The organism is Streptomyces sp. NPDC002156, assembly GCF_053593675.1.
Genome location: NZ_JBSFDA010000003.1, coordinates 157614 through 175347, shown reverse-complemented (window position 1 = coordinate 175347; position 17734 = coordinate 157614). Strand labels below are relative to the sequence as shown.

General features: G+C 72.0%; 14 protein-coding genes and 1 pseudogene. 10 read left to right on the top strand and 5 right to left on the bottom strand.

Translation table 11 applies throughout. From position 1 onward, the window contains the following. Nucleotides 1-104: 104 nt before the first annotated feature. Complete coding sequence (locus tag ACWCRB_RS03075) at nucleotides 105-1100, bottom strand: ParB/RepB/Spo0J family partition protein (RefSeq protein WP_450994331.1); 996 nt, start codon at nucleotides 1098-1100, stop codon at nucleotides 105-107. Between the two features lie 393 nt (nucleotides 1101-1493). Here ACWCRB_RS03075 and ACWCRB_RS03070 point away from each other — a divergent pair, with 393 nt between their 5' ends. The 4 genes and pseudogenes from ACWCRB_RS03070 to ACWCRB_RS03055 all read left to right on the top strand — a co-directional run. Further along, nucleotides 1494-2603: a helix-turn-helix domain-containing protein gene (locus ACWCRB_RS03070; protein WP_450994330.1), complete on the top strand. Its 1110-nt coding sequence runs from the start codon at nucleotides 1494-1496 to the stop codon at nucleotides 2601-2603. A 229-nt stretch (nucleotides 2604-2832) separates the two neighbouring features. Then, nucleotides 2833-3042 (top strand): hypothetical protein, encoded by a 210-nt coding sequence (locus tag ACWCRB_RS03065; RefSeq protein WP_450994329.1) that lies wholly within the window; start codon nucleotides 2833-2835, stop codon nucleotides 3040-3042. Between the two features lie 126 nt (nucleotides 3043-3168). After that, complete coding sequence (locus ACWCRB_RS03060) at nucleotides 3169-5391, top strand: MMPL family transporter (protein WP_450994328.1); 2223 nt, start codon at nucleotides 3169-3171, stop codon at nucleotides 5389-5391. Nucleotides 5392-5460: 69 nt separating this feature from the next. Next, a pseudogene (locus ACWCRB_RS03055) lies at nucleotides 5461-5577 on the top strand (TetR family transcriptional regulator); the annotation flags it as partial. Between the two features lie 92 nt (nucleotides 5578-5669). On the opposite strand, the gene ACWCRB_RS03050 reads toward ACWCRB_RS03055, so the two are convergent. From ACWCRB_RS03050 to ACWCRB_RS03035, 4 genes are all read right to left on the bottom strand, one after another. Then, the gene (locus ACWCRB_RS03050; RefSeq protein ID WP_450994341.1) at nucleotides 5670-5918 is read right to left on the bottom strand and encodes a hypothetical protein; all 249 of its coding nucleotides are present in this window, start codon (nucleotides 5916-5918) and stop codon (nucleotides 5670-5672) included. 158 nt (nucleotides 5919-6076) lie between these two features. Continuing rightward, nucleotides 6077-8971: an FtsX-like permease family protein gene (locus ACWCRB_RS03045; RefSeq protein ID WP_450994327.1), complete on the bottom strand. Its 2895-nt coding sequence runs from the start codon at nucleotides 8969-8971 to the stop codon at nucleotides 6077-6079. Nucleotides 8972-8983: 12 nt separating this feature from the next. Continuing rightward, nucleotides 8984-9757 (bottom strand): ABC transporter ATP-binding protein, encoded by a 774-nt coding sequence (locus ACWCRB_RS03040; RefSeq protein ID WP_450994326.1) that lies wholly within the window; start codon nucleotides 9755-9757, stop codon nucleotides 8984-8986. After that, entirely contained in the window at nucleotides 9754-9978 is a 225-nt protein-coding gene (locus ACWCRB_RS03035) for a hypothetical protein (protein WP_235476491.1), read from the bottom strand. Before ACWCRB_RS03035 ends, ACWCRB_RS03040 begins: the two co-directional genes overlap by 4 nt. A 373-nt stretch (nucleotides 9979-10351) precedes the next feature. Between ACWCRB_RS03035 and ACWCRB_RS03030 the strand changes: the two genes are divergently transcribed. From ACWCRB_RS03030 to ACWCRB_RS03005, 6 genes are all read left to right on the top strand, one after another. Beyond that, nucleotides 10352-11641: a sensor histidine kinase gene (locus ACWCRB_RS03030; protein ID WP_450994325.1), complete on the top strand. Its 1290-nt coding sequence runs from the start codon at nucleotides 10352-10354 to the stop codon at nucleotides 11639-11641. 16 nt (nucleotides 11642-11657) lie between these two features. Continuing rightward, nucleotides 11658-12317 (top strand): response regulator transcription factor, encoded by a 660-nt coding sequence (locus ACWCRB_RS03025; protein WP_450994340.1) that lies wholly within the window; start codon nucleotides 11658-11660, stop codon nucleotides 12315-12317. A gap of 101 nt (nucleotides 12318-12418) precedes the next feature. Next, complete coding sequence (locus tag ACWCRB_RS03020; protein ID WP_450994324.1) at nucleotides 12419-13291, top strand: LysR family transcriptional regulator; 873 nt, start codon at nucleotides 12419-12421, stop codon at nucleotides 13289-13291. A gap of 155 nt (nucleotides 13292-13446) precedes the next feature. Then, a complete protein-coding gene (locus tag ACWCRB_RS03015; protein ID WP_450994323.1) occupies nucleotides 13447-15816 on the top strand; it encodes an arylsulfatase in 2370 nt (789 codons plus the stop codon). An 89-nt stretch (nucleotides 15817-15905) separates the two neighbouring features. Then, entirely contained in the window at nucleotides 15906-16715 is an 810-nt protein-coding gene (locus tag ACWCRB_RS03010; RefSeq protein WP_450994339.1) for a formylglycine-generating enzyme family protein, read from the top strand. A gap of 37 nt (nucleotides 16716-16752) precedes the next feature. After that, a complete protein-coding gene (locus tag ACWCRB_RS03005; protein WP_450994322.1) occupies nucleotides 16753-17730 on the top strand; it encodes an ABC transporter substrate-binding protein in 978 nt (325 codons plus the stop codon). The last annotated feature ends 4 nt before the right edge of the window (nucleotides 17731-17734 follow it).

Sequence of the window (17734 nt, the reverse complement as noted above, 5' to 3'; positions counted from 1 at the left end):
GGGGGGGGTGTCTTTTTCACGTTTTTTTTTGGGTTTTATTCTCCCTGGTTTGGGGGGGGCGGGGCGTCGTGGCCCCCCCCCCCGCCCCTGTGGGGTGCGGAGGTTCAGCCCGTTCGGTCGAGCACGCTGACGAACGCCAGCCAGATGTCGATGTGTTCGTGGACCGCGACGGTCAGGGCGGCCCGGCTGTGCGGCGGTACGGCCGCCAGCAGGGCGTCGCCCCCGGCCCCCAGCAGGGCCCGGTTGTCGAGCAGGCGCAGCAGCTGCCGTCCGGACGCGGAGAACCGCAGGGTGGGGTCACGGGCCAGGACGGCGAGCGGGTCCTTGCCCGGGGCCGGACCCGTCGGGGTGCGGGGCCGGGCCGGCTCCCGGAGGCGCCCGTTCCGTTCCACGGCGGTCAGCGCCACGGGCTCGTCCCGTACGGCGGCTGCGGCTGCTGCGTCGGTTGCTGCTCTGCGGCCGACGGGGTCCTCGCCCCGCTGCACCCGGGCCCGGACGTCGCGGGCGGTCCCGACGGAGATCCCGGCGGCGCCCGCGATCTGGCGCAGGGAGGCGTCCGGGTGTTCGCGCAGATACGTGGCGGCGCGTCTGCGGCCGATGGTGGGGTCCACGGGGCGGGCCCGGCCGTCGCGGCCCACCCGGGTGTTCGACTGGGGCTCCTCCCCGGTTGCACGCCGTCTGACGGCCGACACCGTCTTCGTGGACAGCCCCGCGGCCTGGGCGACCGCCCGGTTGGACCATCGCGGGTAGGTGGCCAGGATGCGCCGGGCCGCCGCCAGCCGCTCCCGCTGGTTCAGCCGCCGCCCGCGGTGCAGATTGGCCTGGACTGCCTCGACGAACGCCTCCTTCTCGTCGCCGTCGAAGTAGCGGACGTCGATGTCCGCGCGGCCGGCCAGGGTCGCCGCCGTCAGCCGGTGCATCCCGTCGATGACGCGCAGGGTGCGCCGGCACACCAGGATCGGCGGCAGGTCCCGTACCTCCGCCAGTGATCTGGCGTAGGCGAGATCGATGTCCCCGGCACGCGGGGAGTCGGCGGGCACGAGCGCCGCGACCGGTAACCGTCCGGTGCGCGGCCCGGCCTCGTCCGCAGGGCCGTCCACAGGTGGTTCCCGGCCGTCCACAGCTGGTTTTCGAGCAGGAAAAAGCGCAGAACTGCTGGTCATGCTCCGACTCCCCCGTCGTATGGCCGCACGTAGCTCTCTGCAGTCGCTCCACCACCGAGTTCACTTGGCGCCCGGTCCGATTGCCAGGGGCAGTTGTGGCCGACTGGACACAAGCGGCCACAACCCCGCGCTCCTCACCCCCGGATCCGCGTCGGAGCCTCCCCTGCACCCCCTGCCCACGGCACCCCGGGCGCCTCCTCAGCGACCCCTCCGACCTGCGCCGACACCTCGAAGACGGCAATTTTCCGCACAAGTTCCGGTCAGTTCACGGGAGTTGTAACGGACCTTTGGGAGAGTGTGGCGCTCGAACACAGAACGGGGAGGAAGAAAGTGGACAACCGGCCATTGACAGCCGCGGCACCCATTGACGTTCCGGCCGACATCGAGACCAGGCCTCTCGGCACGGCCTCGGAGCTGCTGACCCGGGCCGTCGACACGCTCGCGGCGCTGACGAGTGCCGAGATCGCCGACAGCTACCGCGCCCTCGCGGAGGCGGACGGGCCCACACCACTCCAGGAGGCCGACGCCCCCCACCGGGTGCGGGGCGGGAGTTCGGCCCCGCTGCTGGCACTGGGCCTCGCCCATGTGCTGCCCCACGACCCGCCGCTGCTGCGGGCGGCGGCGCCGGTACCGGCCGTGGAGGCGGCCCTGGTCCACAAGAAGCACGAGCTGGACGCCCAGTACGACGTCGTCGCCCGCGCCCAGCGCGAGGTGCTGCGCATCCGCCAACTCGCCGACCAGCAGGCCCAGGACACCTCCTCGCACCGGCTCGCGCAGGTGCTCACCGACTCCGACGACATCGCCGCCCTGTCCAACACGATCGGCACGGCGGCCGTCCAGGAGCATCTGACACTGGAGACGTTCCAGTACGACCTTCCCCTCAAGGCGAGTTCGGCGCAGCCGCCGACGGACGCGTCGATCGCGCGGGGCGTACGGCACCGGAGCATCTACGAGACGGGCTTCCTGACCGACCCCGTGGGCACCGAGATCGTCGAACACTGTGCAGCGGCAGGCGAGGAGATACGACTCCTGCCGCGGCTGCCGATGAAACTGAAGATCACGGACGGCGCGCAGGCCCTGCTGGCCCTCACCCCGACCGGGTCGAGCGTGGCCCTCCATCTGACCTCGCCCGTCGCCGTGGAGGCGCTGCGCCACTACTTCGAGCTCCTGTGGCGCGAGGCCCGCCCGCTGACCAACGCCCCCTCGCCCAGCGGCAGCGACCGGGAACGGCAGCGCCACGAGATCGTCGCGCTGATGCGGCAGGGCTTCAAGGACGAGGCCATCGCCCGGAGGCTGGCACTGACCCCGCGTACCGTACGCCGCCGCATCAGCGAGTTCATGGACGAACTCTCCGCCGAGACCCGCTTCGCCGCGGGCGCGGAGGCGCAGCGCCGCGGCTGGTTCGACGCGCCGGACACGTCGGAAACGTCGGGCGAGTAGGTCGAGCAGGACGAGCAGAGCGGCCGAGGGGGGCGCCGCCGGGTCCCGCGTCCTGCGCGGGCCCGGTCGCCGTACGGCGTGGGTGTGGGAGTGGGTGGGAGTGGAGCCTGCTACACCATCGATCAGGGAGGACGCTCCCTCGTGGCGTCGTGCCGTTTCCGGGATCGTCGATCTCACAAGGTCAGCGGCTCCCCACCGGGGGCCCACCGCTCCCGAAAGGCTGTCTCCCGTGAAGGCGCTGCTCTCCTCCCGTCCCGTCCTGTGGTTCCTGTTCCTGTTCAACCTCGTGGTCGCCCTGGCCGCGCCGCTCATCGACGACAGCGCGAAGGGCATCGCGACCAGCCTCGGCATGGCGGTCGTCTCCCTCGGCGCGGGAAGCGCCCTGTACAAGGGCCGCGCGCAGGCCCGCGTGGAGACCGCGCAGGACCGGCGGCACTGACCGGGCCCGGTCCGGCACAAGAGATGGAAGGGCACGTCCTCCTGCTCCTGGGGGCCGGCCCGAGATGCGGGACTCCACGGCCGGCTCCACGCTGTGAGCCGGGGGCAACCGTGAGGAGTGCCGTTCATGGCTTCGCTGCTCTACCGGCTGGGCCGCTTCGCGTTCCGGCGGCGCTGGTACGTGACCGTCATGTGGGTCGTGGTCCTCTTCGCCCTCGGCGGTGCCTCCGCCAAGGCTCCCGAGGCACCGAACAGCACGTTCTCGGCGCCGGGCATCGAGGCGCAGCGCGCGTTCGACCTGATGGAGCAACGGTTCCCGGGTGCACAGGCGGACGGCGCGACCGCGCGGATGGTGTTCGTCGCCCCGGCCGGGCAGCAGGTCACGGCGCCCGCCAACCGGGCGGCCATCGACCGGGCCGTGACCCGAGCGGCCGACGGGCAGCAGGTCGTCTCCGCCGTGGGGCCGTTCCAGGCCCGGGCGGTGAGCGAGGACGGTTCGACGGCGTACGCGACCGTCACCTACACGGTGGCGGCCGACGACCTCACCGACGCCGCCAAGGACACCCTGCGCGGCGCCGCCCAGTCGGCCCGTGACGCGGGACTGACCGTCGAGATGGGCGGCACCGCGCTGGCGACCACTCCCTCGGCGGGCGGCGCCGGCGAGGTGATCGGCATCCTCGTCGCGGCGGTGGTGCTGCTGTTCACCTTCGGTTCGCTGGCCGCCTCGGGGCTGCCGCTGCTGACCGCGGTGCTCGGCGTCGGCATCAGCATGACCGCGATCACCGTCCTGTCCGATCCGTTCGGGCTGTCCTCGACGACCGGCACGCTGGCCATGATGCTGGGGCTGGCCTGCGGAATCGACTACGCCCTGTTCGTGGTCTCCCGCTTCCGCGAGGAGCGGGCCAACGGGCACAGCGAGGACGTGGCGGCCGGACTGGCCGTCGGCACGGCGGGCTCGGCGGTGGTCTTCGCGGGGCTCACCGTGGTCATCGCGCTCGCGGGTCTCTCGGTGGTCGGCATCCCGATGCTCACCAAGATGGGCCTGGCCGCGGCGGGCGCGGTCGCCATCGCCGTCCTCGTGTGCCTGACCCTGGTCCCGGCCCTGATCGGGTTCTGGCCGCGTGCCGTCCTGTCCCGCCGCTACCGCAGGACCGGGCGACGCGTCCAGGGCGTGCTGGGCAACTTCGGCAGCCGCTGGGCGGAGTTCGTACAGCGCCACCCCTTCCCCGTACGGTTCACCGCGATGTGTGCTCTGATCGTGCTCGCGCTCCCCGTTCTCGGCCTCCAGCTGGGCATGCCGGGCGACGAGACCAAGCCCACCTCCAGCACCGAGCGCCGCGCCTACGACGACCTCGCCCAGGGCTTCGGGCCCGGCTTCAACGGCCCGCTGACCATCGTCGTCGACGCGCAGGACGCCGACGACCCGAAGGCCGCCGTGGCCGCGGTCGAGAAGCGGATCGGGGCCACGCCGGGAGTCGTCTCGGTCAGCACGCCCCGCTTCAACGCCGCCGGCGACACCGCGGTCTTCTCCGCCGTACCGGCCGACGCGCCGACCGACAAGAAGACCGAGGACCTCGTCCACACCATCCGCGACGAGCGCGCCGCGACCGTGGCCGGGACGGGGGCGACCTTCGAGGTCACCGGCTCCACGGCGCTGAACATCGACGTCGCCCAGAAGGTCCAGCGGGCCCTGATCCCGTATCTGGTCGTCGTGGTCGGTCTGGCCGTCGTACTGCTGCTGATGGTCTTCCGGTCGATCTTCATCCCGCTCAAGGCGGCCATGGGCTTCCTGCTGTCGGTGCTCGCCGCGCTCGGCTGCGTGGTCGCGGTCTTCCAGTGGGGCTGGGGTGCGAGCCTCATCGGGGTCGAGTCCACCGGTCCGATCATGAGCATGATGCCGATCTTCCTGGTGGGCATCGTCTTCGGTCTGGCGATGGACTACGAGGTCTTCCTGGTGTCCCGGATCCGCGAGGCGTACGTCCACGGGGAGGGGGCCGGCCAGTCCATCACCACCGGGTTCCGCTACAGCGCCCGGGTGGTGGCCGCCGCCGCGCTCATCATGATCGCCGTGTTCGCGGGCTTCGTCACCGCCGACGAATCCATGATCAAGATGATCGGCTTCGGTCTCGCGATCGCCGTCCTGTTCGACGCGTTCGTGGTCCGTATGGCCTTCGTCCCGGGTGTCCTCGCCCTGCTCGGCGACAAGGTGGCCTGGCTGCCGAAGTGGCTCGACCGCATCCTGCCGCACCTCGACGTGGAGGGCGAGTCGCTCAGCCGCGCCCACCCCGTACCCCGGAAACAGCAGGACGACGAGCCCGAGAACCGCGAGGAGACCCCGGTCCCCGGCTGAACGCCGTTCGGCTGTGCGGGTCGGCGCCGATCACCATGTCGGCGCCGACGAACCGCGCGAGCGAGGACGGTGGTGCTCATGGCGGGGAGAACGCCCGAACAGGCCGGTGCGACGCGGGAGTTGATCCTCACGGTGGCGGAGCGGCTGTTCGCCGGGCGAGGTGTGCACGCCGTGTCCGACCGCCGGGCAGGGCGACGACACTGCCGTCGGGTGGGCCCGCCGGGACGATGTGGCGACCGGCGTGAGCGACGCGCCGGTCGGCCCGTGGTCCGCGCCCGTCACGCGGTGATCCGCTCGGGCCCGCGGTCGCGTCGCCGTTCCATTTCGACGATCGCGACGCGCGCCTGGAGCGCGACCAGCCCGGCGACGAGGACGACGGCGACGCCCTGGCCCGCGTCGACGGAGTAGGAGACGACGGGCACGGCGGCCACACCGGCGAGGAACAGCGACCACAGGACCGGGGTCGAGCGCCTCGACGACTGCGACGACTTCGGCGACTTCGGCGACTTCGGCGACTTCGAGTTCATGACGGGACTTCCCTTCGGGCCTTCAGAGCGGGGCCTCTGTTGCTTGAAGCAACGATCCCGCTTCCCGCCCCTCCCCCACGAGGGCGCGTACTCCCGAACGCATGGTGCAGCAGGCTCCACCATGCCTGGCCCGCAGGCCGACAGTGACCCTGACCCGCTCACTGTGCGCGGAGGGCGTCCGCGGGCGGGGTGCGGAGGGCCTGGCGGGTGGGGAGTTCGATGGTGAGGAACGCCGTGGCGGTGACCGTCAGGGCGAGGGCGGGCAGCAGCCAGACCGGGCCCGCCGGCCAGGGGCGGCCGAGGAAGCCCTGGCCCACGAGGGCGAGGGGTACGGCGGACAGCAGCAGGGCCGTGGTGAGCGCGGTGGCCGCGGTCACCGCCGCCTCACGGCGCATCATCGCGCGGATCTGGCGGGGCGTCGTGCCGTTGAGACGCAGGGCGCCCAGTTCGACCCGGCGCTGGGCGGTCGCGGCGACGAGCTTGTTGGCGATGCTGAGCAGCAGGTAGACGAGCAGGACGATGATCATGGCCAGATTGATCCACACCTCCGGCGGCGCGTCCGCCAGCCCCTCGCCGGAGGAGGCCGGGTCGGTGTCCTCGACCGCGAGCCCCGGGCGGGACGCGGCGAAGGCGGTGAGGGCCTGCCGGGCGTTCGCCGTGCCGTCCGTACGGACCAGGATGCTCTGGTCGAGGCCGGTCGTGGTGTGACCGGCGGCCAGGTCGTGCGAGAGGACCACGTCGCCGAAGCCGAGGCCCCGGTCGTAGACGGCGACCACCTCGGCGTCGGCCTTCGCGCCGTCGCCGAGCACGAGACTCACCCGACGCCCCACCGCCGCGTCCCGCGAGCGGGCGGCATCGCTGCTGACGGCGACGGTCGCACCGGTGAGCCGGCTCAGACTGCCGTCCCGCACACCGAGGTCCAGGACGTCCGCCGCGTCCGGCGTAAGGATCATCGCCGAGCCGGACTCGGCCTGCGGCTCGCCGAACTGCTCGTACGTCCACACGACACCGGTGTCGCTCACGGGAGCCGCCGCACGCACACCGCTGGTCCCGCGTACGTCGGCGAGCGTGCCGCCGGGCAGTCCGCCCAGTCCCGGTGCGCTCAGGCGCTGTTGGGCGAGGGTGCCGGTGCGGGTGTCGTCGGCGGTGGCGGCCAGCACGGTGGTCTGGGTGAGGGTGTACGTCAGCACGAACACGACCGCCATGGCCAGCGTGCTGACGATCCCCGCGTTGCGCAGGGCGTAGGCGCGGACGTTGGCCATCGCCAGCCAGGTCGGCGCGGAGGCGCCGGAGCGTGTCAGCCGGGCCGCCGTACCGCCGATGCCCCGCACGAGCGCCGGACCGGCCAAGGCCAGACCGATCGCGCCGAAAATGCCCGCAAGGGAGGTGGCGGTGGCGCCGATGACCGTACGGGAGAAGAGCGGCAGGACCGACATGGCGGTCGCGCCGACGATGACGAGTACGCCGACGCGCGTCCGGATCCGCGAGGGCTCACGCGGCTCGCTGCGCGACTCGGCGACGGCCTCGGTGGCCGGCATCCGCGAGGTGCGCCACGCCGATCCCCGGGCCGAGACCTGCACGACCAGGCCCAGCAGGAGAACCGTCGCGAGGGCGGGCAACGGGCTGAAGGTGAGCGGGAGTTCGGCGGGGATGAAGCCCCGATCCGTCAGCAGCCCACGGAACTGCCCGGCCAGCAGATAGCCGAGCGCCACACCGGGTACGAGGGCCACGGCCGCGACGACGCTCGACTGCGCGGCGGCAAGTCGCCGTATCTGCCGGGGAGTTGCTCCCACGGCCCGCATCAGCGCCAGCTCCCGGCGCTGCCCGCCGATCGACACGGCCAGCGCACTCGCCATCACGAACCCGGTGATCAGCAGGACGATCCCGGAGAGCGACCCGGCGAGCAGGATCAGGAGGGAGCGGGAGGCGCCCGCGCCGGGGGACACGAGATCCCCGCGATCGGCACCGGTGACGACCTCAAGTCCGGTGCCTTTCAACTTCGTTCGGACTTCGGCGGCGACTTTCTCTTCGGCGCCGGGGGCGGTGCGGAGGGCGATCAGGTCGACGGTTCCGGCACGGGGGTCGGTGGTGCTGGTGCCGGCGGTGGGGGCGGTGCTGGTGCCGTCGCCGGTGCTGCCTACGCCGCTGGTGGTGCCGGTGCCACCTGCGTCGCTACGGCTGCCGCCGATGGCGTCGGCGCGGTCGCTGCCGGCGCCCGTGATGCCGCCCTCGGTGCCGGTGACGGTGACTGCGGTGCCGGTGGCGGTGACGGCGGTGGCGGAGGCGACGGTGGCGCTGGTGATGTCACCGCTACTGCCGATGCCCTCGCCGCTGGCGCTGGCGCCGGTGGGGCCGGCGCCAGTGCTGCCTGCGCCGCTGCCGGTCTCGCCACTACCCCCACTACCCCCGCTGCCCCCACTCCCCCGCCCCGCCAGTCGCACGGCCGTCGCGTCCGCGAAGAAGACGCCGGTGTCCGGTGCGTCGACGATCGCCGAGACTCGGTAAGCGGTGGCCGGGCGGGCGTTCGCCATCACCTGGATCCTGTCTCCCAGCTCGACGCCCGCCGCCGTGGCCGTGGCGCTGTCGACGGCGATCTCGTCGGCGCCGGTCGGCCCGCTGCCCTCGACCCTCGCACCGCCCAGCAGCTTCACCGAGGACCAGCCGTGCCCGGCGGCCCGGGGATCCCCGGCCGGTACGACCCGACCCTGGGCGTCGACGAGCGCGGCGGGAAAACCGAGGTCGCCGACGGCGTCGGTGACGCCCGGCAACTCCGCCAGCTCACGGACCAGTTGGGCCGGGACGGTACGGCGTTCCGGGAGCGCCAGGGGCAGGTCGCCGGGCGGATGGAACTCCTGGTCGGCGGCGACGATCACGTCCGCACCGGCGAGCCGACCGGCGGGGAGGTGGGAGCGCAGGCCGGACTCGGCGAGGACGCCGGTGCCGGTGATCAGGGCCGCGCCGCCGAGAACCGCGCACGCCACGGCGATCAGCGCGGAGATACGGTGCCGGACCATCTGTACGGCGAGACCAAGCACGGCAGTCTTGGTAGTCATGGCAGTCATGGGTCAGACCTCTCCCAACTCGACGAGACGGCGGGCCAGTTCGGGGGCGGTCGGCGAGTCGAGGGCCTCGACCACCCGGCCGTCGGCCATCACCAGCACGCGGTGTGCGCGGGCCGCGGCGGCCGGGTCGTGGGTGACCATCACGACCGTCTGGTGCAGGTCGTCGACGAGGTCCCGCAGCAGGTCGAGCACCTCGTGCGCGCTACGCAGATCCAGCGCACCGGTCGGCTCGTCGGCGAACACGACGGCCGGCCTGGCCACCAACGCCCGTACGACGGCGGCCCGTTGCTGCTGCCCGCCGGACAGCTCGGCCGGGCGATGGGCGAGCCGGTCGCCGAGCCCGACCCGCTCCACCAGCGTCCGCAGCCAGTCCCGGTCCGGCGTACGGCCCGCCAGGCGCAGCGGCAGCGTGATGTTGTCCTCGATGCTGAGCGAGGGGATCAGGTTGTACGCCTGGAACACGAACCCGACGCGCTCCCGGCGCAGTTCGGTACGGCGGGTCTCGTTCAGACCGGCGATCTCATGACCGTCGATCCGGACGCTGCCCGAGGTCGGGGAGTCGAGCCCGGCGGCGCAGTGCATCAGCGTGCTCTTGCCGGAGCCCGAGGGGCCCATCACCGCGAGGAACGTGCCACGCCGCACGGTCAGCGACACCTCGTCGAGGGCACGTACGCCACCCGTGTACTCCTTGCCGACCCGGTCCAGGACGATGGCCGGCGCCGACGCGTCGTACCCGGTGGCCGCGGGGCGGCGGGTCCGGGCGAACACGGGGCTCATCGACGGCCCCGCAGGCTGCGCACGACGAGGGTGCCGCCGGCGAGCACGGTGACCGCACCGCAGGACAGGTTCACCCAGGTGTGCGCACCACTGAACGAGGCCGCCATGTTGGCGACCGCACTGAGCACCACCAGGATCCAGAGCAGGCTGCGGGCGATGTCCGCACGGGTGGGAGCGGTGTCGCGCCGCTGGTGAAGGGGGTAGGGGTCGGTGTTCGTCATGGGGTTCCTCCCGAGGTCGTCTGTCGTCACCGACGCTATGGACCGGACCCCCCTCGGGCCGATCCCGCAGCCCGCCCGGTTCGGGGTACAGCAGGCTGTACCCCCGACCCGGGACCGCCCGGCGCCCGGGCCCCGCGCGCCCGGTTCCGGTTCCAGGCGGGCGGGCGGCTTCAGGCCACCGGCCACCGAGCCCCCGGTTACCGAGGCCCCACTTGCCGACTCCCGGCTCGCGGCTACCCGACCCAGGCTTCCGGCTCCCGACCCCCGGCTCCCAGCCCCCGACTTCCGGCGTACCGGCCCCCGGCCCACCTTGCCCCCGGCCGGACAGCGAACGTCCCTACGCCATAAGGTCCTTGGCGACAGAGGAGGGCGCATGGTCAGCCATCGAGAGGGCCTCGCCGGTGACCGGAGCTCGGAGTTCAAGGACTCAGGGCTCAAGGAGACCGTCGTACGGAGTCTGCGTGCCGCGCGGGCCGCCATCGGGGAGCTTGTCTCCGGGCTCCGTACCGCTCTCCCCGCCCTGCTTCTGCTGCTCTGGCTCGCCGTCACCGCCGTGACCAGCGTCGTCGGCCTCGGGCTGCTCATGGTGCCCGCGCTGCTGCGCGCCCTGCACGGGCTCGCCGGGCGGGAGCGTGCGCGGCTGGGGCGGCGCGGGCCCGAGGTCGTCGCGCCCGAGGCCCCGCCTACGCGGCTGCGGGCCGCCCTCGTCGACCCCACCACCCGGCGGGAGCTGCGCTGGCTGGTGCGGCACGCCAGTCTGGGGCTGGGACTTGGGGTGCTCGGCGTGCTGTTGCCGGTCGTCGCCGTGCGCGACACCCTCTTCCCGCTGTACTGGACGTTCATGCCCGGCAACGCCACGGCCACGTCCGTCGGTTACGGCAACGCGCACTCCTGGCCCGACGCCCTCGCCGTGGCCATGCTGGGTCTGGGGTGGGTCTTCATCATCCTCGGGCTCGGGCCGGGTATGGCCCGGCTGCAGGCCCGGCCCGGGCGGGAACTCCTCGCCGCCGGGCCGGAGACGGATCTGTCCCTCCGTATCGTCGAACTCACCGCCACCCGCGCCGCCGCGCTCGACGCCCACGCCACCGAACTGCGCCGTATCGAGCGGTCGTTGCACGACGGCACCCAGAACCGGATCGTCTCCGTGACCGTCCTGCTCGGCGCCGCCCGCCGCATGGTCGCCCGCGATCCGGCCGGCGCCGACGAACTCCTCGAACGTGCCCAGTCCGCCGCCGAACAGGCCCTGGCGGAGCTGCGTACCGTCTCCCGGAGCATCCTGCCGCCGGTGCTCGCCGACCGTGGTCTCGCCGGGGCGCTCTCCGGGCTCGCCGCGAACTGCGCGGTGCCCTGCCGGGTCGACGTCGACGTGCCCGCACGGTGCGCCGCCTCCGTCGAGGCCACCGCCTACTTCGTCGTCGCCGAGGCCCTGACCAACATCGCCAAGCACAGCGGCGCCACCCACGCCACCGTCACCGCACGCAGCAGTGGCGGCCGGCTCCTGCTGTGCGTCGAGGACGACGGCCGGGGCGGCGCGGACGAGGACGGCGGCTCCGGACTCACCGGCATCCGCGGCCGGATCGCCGCGCACGACGGCACCCTCTCCCTGGCCAGCCCGCCCGGCGGCCCGACGACCCTGAAGGTGGAACTTCCCTGTGGAGCATGACCGTACGGATGCCGGTATGCGGATCGTGATCGCCGAGGACGACGCCCTGTTGCGCGAGGGCCTCGCCCTGCTGCTGCGCGCCGAGGGTCTCGACGTGGTGGCCACCGCGGGCACCCCCGACGAGGCGCTGGCCGCCATCGACGCGCACAAGCCGGACGTCGCCATCCTCGACGTACGGATGCCGCCGACCCACACCGACGAGGGGATCGTCGCGGCGGTCGAGGCCCGGCGCCGACGGCCCGACCTGGCCGTCCTCGTGCTGTCCGCGTACGTCGAACAGAGCTTCGCCACCGAGCTGTTGGGCGGTGGCGTGGGCGGGCTCGGCTATCTGCTCAAGGAACGCGTGGGCCGGGTCGAGGAGTTCCTCGACGCCCTGCACCGGGTGGCGTCCGGCGGCACCGCCATCGACCCCGAGGTCGTCGCCCAACTGTTCACCCGCTCCCGCCAGGACACCCGCCTCGACCGGCTCAGCCCGCGCGAACGGGACGTACTCGCCCTGATGGCCGAGGGACTCGGCAACACCGCCATCGCGGAACGGCTCGTCGTCACCGAGGGCGCCGTCCACAAGCACATCCGCAGCATCTTCGCCAAGCTCGACCTGTCCCCCACCGACCAGGTGGACCGGCGGGTGGCGGCCGTCCTGCGCTACCTGGAGGATCTGCGCCGACTGGCGTGACCGCTGCCGTCAGTGGCGCGACCGGGCGTTCTCCATTCGCGCATTTCCGACGACCCCATGGAGAATCACCGAAGAAACAGCAGAGAAACAACGGAGACGCGATGGAACGACGTCAGCTCGAATATTTCATCGCCGTCGTCGAGCACGGCGGATTCACCGCCGCGGCCGTCGCGCTCCATGTCGCCCAGCCCTCGCTGTCGCACGCGATCCGGTCCCTGGAGCGGGAATTCGGCGGGCAGTTGTTCCACCGGCTGCCGCAGGGCGTCGCCCTGACCGCCGCAGGCGAGGCGCTGGTACGGCCGGCCCAGCAGGTCCTGCGGGACCTGTCCACGGCCGGTTCCCTGGTCCGGGAGGTGCTGGGGCTCAGCGGCGGCCGGCTGGACATCGTCTCGCAGACGACCCTCTCGGTGGACCCCCTCGCCGAGATGCTGGGGCGCTTCCACCGCGCCCATCCGAAGGTCTCCGTACGCGTCGTCGACCCGGAGCGCGGCCCCGCCGTGGCGCAGATGGTCGCCGCCGGACAGTGCGAACTCGGCCTGGTGGACGCCTCGGTGCCCACGACCGACCTGCGCGGCATCGACCTGCCCGAGCAGGAGATGCACGTCGTACTGCCCGCCGACCACCCGCATCCGCCCGGCGACACCATCACCTCGCGCGAACTGGTCGCTCTGGACCTGATCGTGACCCCGCCGGGCACCGAGACCCGGGCGGCGGTCGACGACGTGTGCACCGCCCTCGGCGTCGCACCGCGGATCGCGGTGGAGACCGCGCACCGCGCGATGATCGTGCCGCTGGTCCTCTCCGGCGTCGGTGCCGCCCTGCTGCCCGCCTCCATGGCCCGGGACGCCGCCCTGCGCGGCGCCAGGATGCTGTCCCACCGGCCCCGCCTGATCCGCCACGGCCGGCTGGTGTGGCGATCGGGCCCGCTGTCCCCGGCCGCGCAGGCATTCGTGGACCTCGCGTCCGCATCGTAGAAATCTCCAACAGGCGCGCCCAGGAAGCATGTCCAGTAGGCATAGAAGTTTTCTATGCCCCTCATTCAAAACCGGTTCGCGGGAATTCAAGGTCCGTCATTGACCGGCCTCGGCGGGAACTGAGACTTTTCCGGGGCAGCGAATCGGAGAAACGAATGACTGAGTTCGATGCCGGACGGCATGTACTTCCGCGCCCCGATACCCGTCGGCCCCTGACGACCGCGATGGACATCCACGACCAGGAGACCCCGTTCACGCCCATCGGCCCGGTCCCGCCGCCCGAGGGCGCGCCGAACGTGGTGGTCGTCCTCGTCGACGACCTCGGCTTCGGCACCTCCAGCGCCTTCGGCGGCCCGTGCGAGATGCCGGCCGCCGAGCGGCTCGCGGACAACGGCCTGCGCTACACCCGCTTCCACGTCACCGCCCTGTGCTCACCGACCCGCCAGGCCCTGCTGACCGGCCGCAACCACCACTCGGTCGGCATGGGCGGCACCACCGAGATGACCACGGCGGCCCCCGGCTACAACGGCTTCCGGCCGCGCAGCGCGGCGACCATGGCGCAGATCCTCCAGGGCAACGGCTACAGCACGGCCGCCTTCGGGAAGTGGCACCAGACCCCGCCCCGGGAGATCAGCGCGGTCGGCCCGTTCGACCGCTGGCCGACCGGCGAGGGCTTCGACACGTTCTACGGCTTCATGGGCGCCGAGATGAACCACTGGTACCCGCTGCTGTACGAGGGCACCACCCCCGTCGAGCCGGACCGCCGCCCCGAGGACGGCTACCACCTCTCCGAGGACCTCGTCGACCACGCGATCGACTGGGTACGCACCCAGCGCACCCTGACCCCGGACCGCCCGTTCTTCACCTACCTCGCGCTGGGCGCCGCGCACGCTCCCCTCCACGTCGGCCCCGAGTGGCAGGAGAAGTACCGGGGCCGGTTCGACCACGGCTGGGACCGGCAGCGCGAACTCACCCTGGAACGGCAGAAGAAGCTCGGCGTCGTACCCGAGGACGCCCAACTCGCGCCCTGGGCCGAGGGAGTTCCCCACTGGGACGAACTCACCGACAACCAGCGGCGGTTGGCCGCCCGCTTCATGGAGACGTTCGCCGCCTTCACCGAGCACGCCGACACCCAGGTCGGCAGATTCGTCGACGCCCTGGACGAACTCGGCGTCCTGGACGACACGATCGTCCTCTACGTCCTGGGCGACAACGGCGCCTCGGGCGAGGGCGGCATCGAGGGCACGATCGTCGAACACCGCCTGGGACACGGCATCGTGGACGACCCGGACGAGATGATCGGCCACCTCGACGAGATCGGCGGCCCGCTCAGCTACCCGATCGCCCCGGCGGGCTGGGCCCTGGCCCTCAACACCCCGTACCAGTGGACCAAGCAGGTCGCCTCGCACTTCGGCGGCACCCGCGACGGCATGGTCCTGCACTGGCCGCGCGGGGTTCCCGAACCCGGCGGGCTGCGGCACCAGTTCGCGCACGTCATCGACGTACTGCCGACGATCCTGGAGTGCGCGGGCGTCCCGGCGCCATTCAGTGTGGACGGGGTGCCGCAGCAGCCCATCGAGGGGGCGAGCATGCGGCGGACGCTCACCGAGCCACAGGCGCCGGAGCATCGCCGTACCCAGTACTTCGAGATGTGCGGCAACCGGGGCATCTACCACGACGGCTGGATGGCGGTCACCCGGCACGGCATCCCCTGGGAGATGGTGCCCGACGGCAAGGACCGGAGGTTCGCCGACGACGTCTGGGAGCTGTACGACATCACCAGCGACTGGAGTCAGGCCGACGACCTCGCCGCCCAACACCCTGACAAACTCCGCCAGTTGCAGGACCTGTTCCTGATCGAGGCGGCGAAGCACCAGGTCTTCCCGCTGGACGACCGGGTCACCGAGCGGGAGAACCCCGTCTTGGCCGGCCGTATCGACCTGATGGGCGACCGGACGTCCATCACCTACCGCGCGGGCATGCGCCGGTTCACCGAGGAGACCACCCTCAACGTCAAGAACCGCTCGCACAGCATCACGGCCGACGTGGATCTGCCGGAGGGGGCAGTGGCCGAGGGGGTGGTGATCGCCCAGGGCGGGCGGTTCGGCGGCTGGTCCCTGTACTTCGCCGGGGGCAGACCGGCGTACGCCTACAACCACTTCGGCATGAGCGTGTACACCGTACGAGGCGGTGAGCCCCTCTCCCCCGGGCGGCACGAGATCCGGCTCGACTTCGCCTACGACGGCGGCGGACTCGGCAAGGGCGGCACCGCCGTACTCCTGGTGGACGGCGAGCAGCACGCGGCCGGGCGGGTCGAGCGGACCATCCCGTACTACTTCTCCTTCGACGAGACCCTCGACGTCGGGGTGGACCTGAGCACCCCGGTGACCGACGACTATCCCGTCCTCGACAACGAGTTCACCGGGACCATCCACACCGTGCGCATCGACCTGGGGGACGTCCAGGACACCGAGTCGTCCGAGTACGACGGCGGACTGCACCGACGCGTGATGGGGGCGCAGTGAGCTGCTGTACGCCGTCCGGCGGCGGCCGGGCCGTGGAGCGGGCAGCGGAGCCACAGCGATCCGCCGTGCCCCCCGCTGTCACCGAGGGCATGGTGGCCGTCCCCGCCGGTGAGTTCCTCATGGGCAGCGAGGACCGGCTCGCCTGTCCGGCCGACGGGGAGGGCCCGGTACGGACCGTGCACGTCGACGCGTTCTGGATGGACGCCTGCACGGTGTCCAACGCGCGGTTCGCGCGGTTCGCCGCAGACACCGGGTACCGCACCTCCGCCGAGCGGATCGGCTGGTCGTTCGTCTTCGCCGGGCTGCTCCCGGACGACTTCCCGCCGACCCGGGGTGTGGTGGGCGCCCCCTGGTGGCGTCAGGTCGAGGGCGCCGACTGGCGGCGGCCCGACGGACCGCACTCCACCTGGGAGGACCGGGCCGATCACCCGGTCGTCCACATCGACTGGGACGACGCCCAGGCCTACTGCGCCTGGGCCGGCAAACGCCTGCCCACCGAGGCGGAGTGGGAACGCGCCGCCCGAGGGGGCCTGCACGCGAAGGTGTTCCCCTGGGGCGACGAACTGGAGCCGGGCGGTCTCCCCCGGATGAACGTGTGGCAGGGCGACTTCCCGCACCGCCACCCGACGGCCGACGGCTGGTACGGCACCTGTCCCGTCGACGCGTTCGCCCCCGGCGGCTTCGGCCTCTACAACGCCACGGGCAACGTGTGGGAGTGGTGTGAGGATCCGTTCTCCCCTGTCCCCGGCGGGCAGGAGCGCGTCACCAAGGGCGGCTCCTACCTCTGCCACGCCTCCTACTGCCGCCGCTACCGGGTCGCGGCACGGCAGGGCCTGTTCCCGGACTCGGCGACCGGCAACGTGGGTTTCCGGTGCGCCCTGGACGACATCACTTCATGACTTCACGCTCATGACTTCACGCTAAGGAGCAGGACCCATGGCACAGCGAGAGCGAGCAGGACGGTGGCGTTCCGGCGCGGCGGGGATGGCCGTACTCGGTCTCACCCTGAGCGCGTGCGGCGGGGCGAAGGTGGGCGACGAACCCGCGGCGGCGGGCGCCGCATCGGGCAAGTGCGGCACGTTCAACATCGCGGTCAACCCGTGGGTGGGCTACGAGGCGGACGCGGCGGTCGTCGGCTATGTCGCGGAGCACGAACTCGGCTGCGAGGTGGAGACCAAGGACCTGAAGGCGGAGATCGGCTGGCAGGGGTTCGAGACGGGCGAGGTCGACGCCATCCTGGAGAACTGGGGCCACGACGACCTGAAGAAGAAGTACATCGACGAGCAGAAGACCGCCGTGAACCTCGGCGCGACCGGCAACAAGGGGATCATCGGCTGGTACATCCCGCCGTGGATCGCGAAGAAGTACCCGGACATCACCGACTGGAAGAACCTCAACAAGTACGCCGCGAAGTTCAGGACGTCCGAGTCGGGCGGCAAGGGCCAGCTCCTCGACGGCGACCCGTCGTACCAGACCAACGACGAGGCCCTGGTGAAGAACCTGAAGCTGGACTTCAAGGTGGTGTACGCGGGCAGCGAGACCGCGCTGATCCAGAGCTTCCGGGAGGCCGAGAAGAACAAGAAGTGGGTGATCGGCTACTTCTACGAGCCCCAGTGGTTCCTGTCGGAGGTCCCGCTGGTCCACATCAAGTTGCCCGCGTACACGGCGGGTTGCGACAAGGACCCGGCGAAGGTGGCCTGCGACTACCGGCCCTTCGACCTCGACAAGATCGTCAGCACCCGCTTCGCGAAGTCGGGCAGCCCGGCGTACGACCTGGTGAAGAACTTCACGTGGACGAACGACGACCAGAACACCGTCGCCAAGTACATCGCGCTGGACAAGATGACCCCGGAGGCGGCGGCGAAGAAGTGGATCGACGCAAATCCTGACAAGGTGAAGGCCTGGCTCGGCTGATCCC

Bases quoted from the DNA above. Each gene is read 5' to 3' on its own strand.
- ACWCRB_RS03045 (WP_450994327.1), bottom strand. From the start codon at position 8,971: ATGACTACCAAGACTGCCGTGCTTGGTCTCGCCGTACAGATGGTCCGG.
- ACWCRB_RS03005 (WP_450994322.1), top strand. From the start codon at position 16,753: ATGGCACAGCGAGAGCGAGCAGGACGGTGGCGTTCCGGCGCGGCGGGG.
- ACWCRB_RS03015 (WP_450994323.1), top strand. From the start codon at position 13,447: ATGACTGAGTTCGATGCCGGACGGCATGTACTTCCGCGCCCCGATACC.
- ACWCRB_RS03030 (WP_450994325.1), top strand. From the start codon at position 10,352: ATGGTCAGCCATCGAGAGGGCCTCGCCGGTGACCGGAGCTCGGAGTTC.
- ACWCRB_RS03035 (WP_235476491.1), bottom strand. From the start codon at position 9,978: ATGACGAACACCGACCCCTACCCCCTTCACCAGCGGCGCGACACCGCT.
- ACWCRB_RS03060 (WP_450994328.1), top strand. From the start codon at position 3,169: ATGGCTTCGCTGCTCTACCGGCTGGGCCGCTTCGCGTTCCGGCGGCGC.
- ACWCRB_RS03025 (WP_450994340.1), top strand. From the start codon at position 11,658: ATGCGGATCGTGATCGCCGAGGACGACGCCCTGTTGCGCGAGGGCCTC.
- ACWCRB_RS03040 (WP_450994326.1), bottom strand. From the start codon at position 9,757: ATGAGCCCCGTGTTCGCCCGGACCCGCCGCCCCGCGGCCACCGGGTAC.
- ACWCRB_RS03050 (WP_450994341.1), bottom strand. From the start codon at position 5,918: ATGAACTCGAAGTCGCCGAAGTCGCCGAAGTCGCCGAAGTCGTCGCAG.
- ACWCRB_RS03010 (WP_450994339.1), top strand. From the start codon at position 15,906: ATGGTGGCCGTCCCCGCCGGTGAGTTCCTCATGGGCAGCGAGGACCGG.
- ACWCRB_RS03020 (WP_450994324.1), top strand. From the start codon at position 12,419: ATGGAACGACGTCAGCTCGAATATTTCATCGCCGTCGTCGAGCACGGC.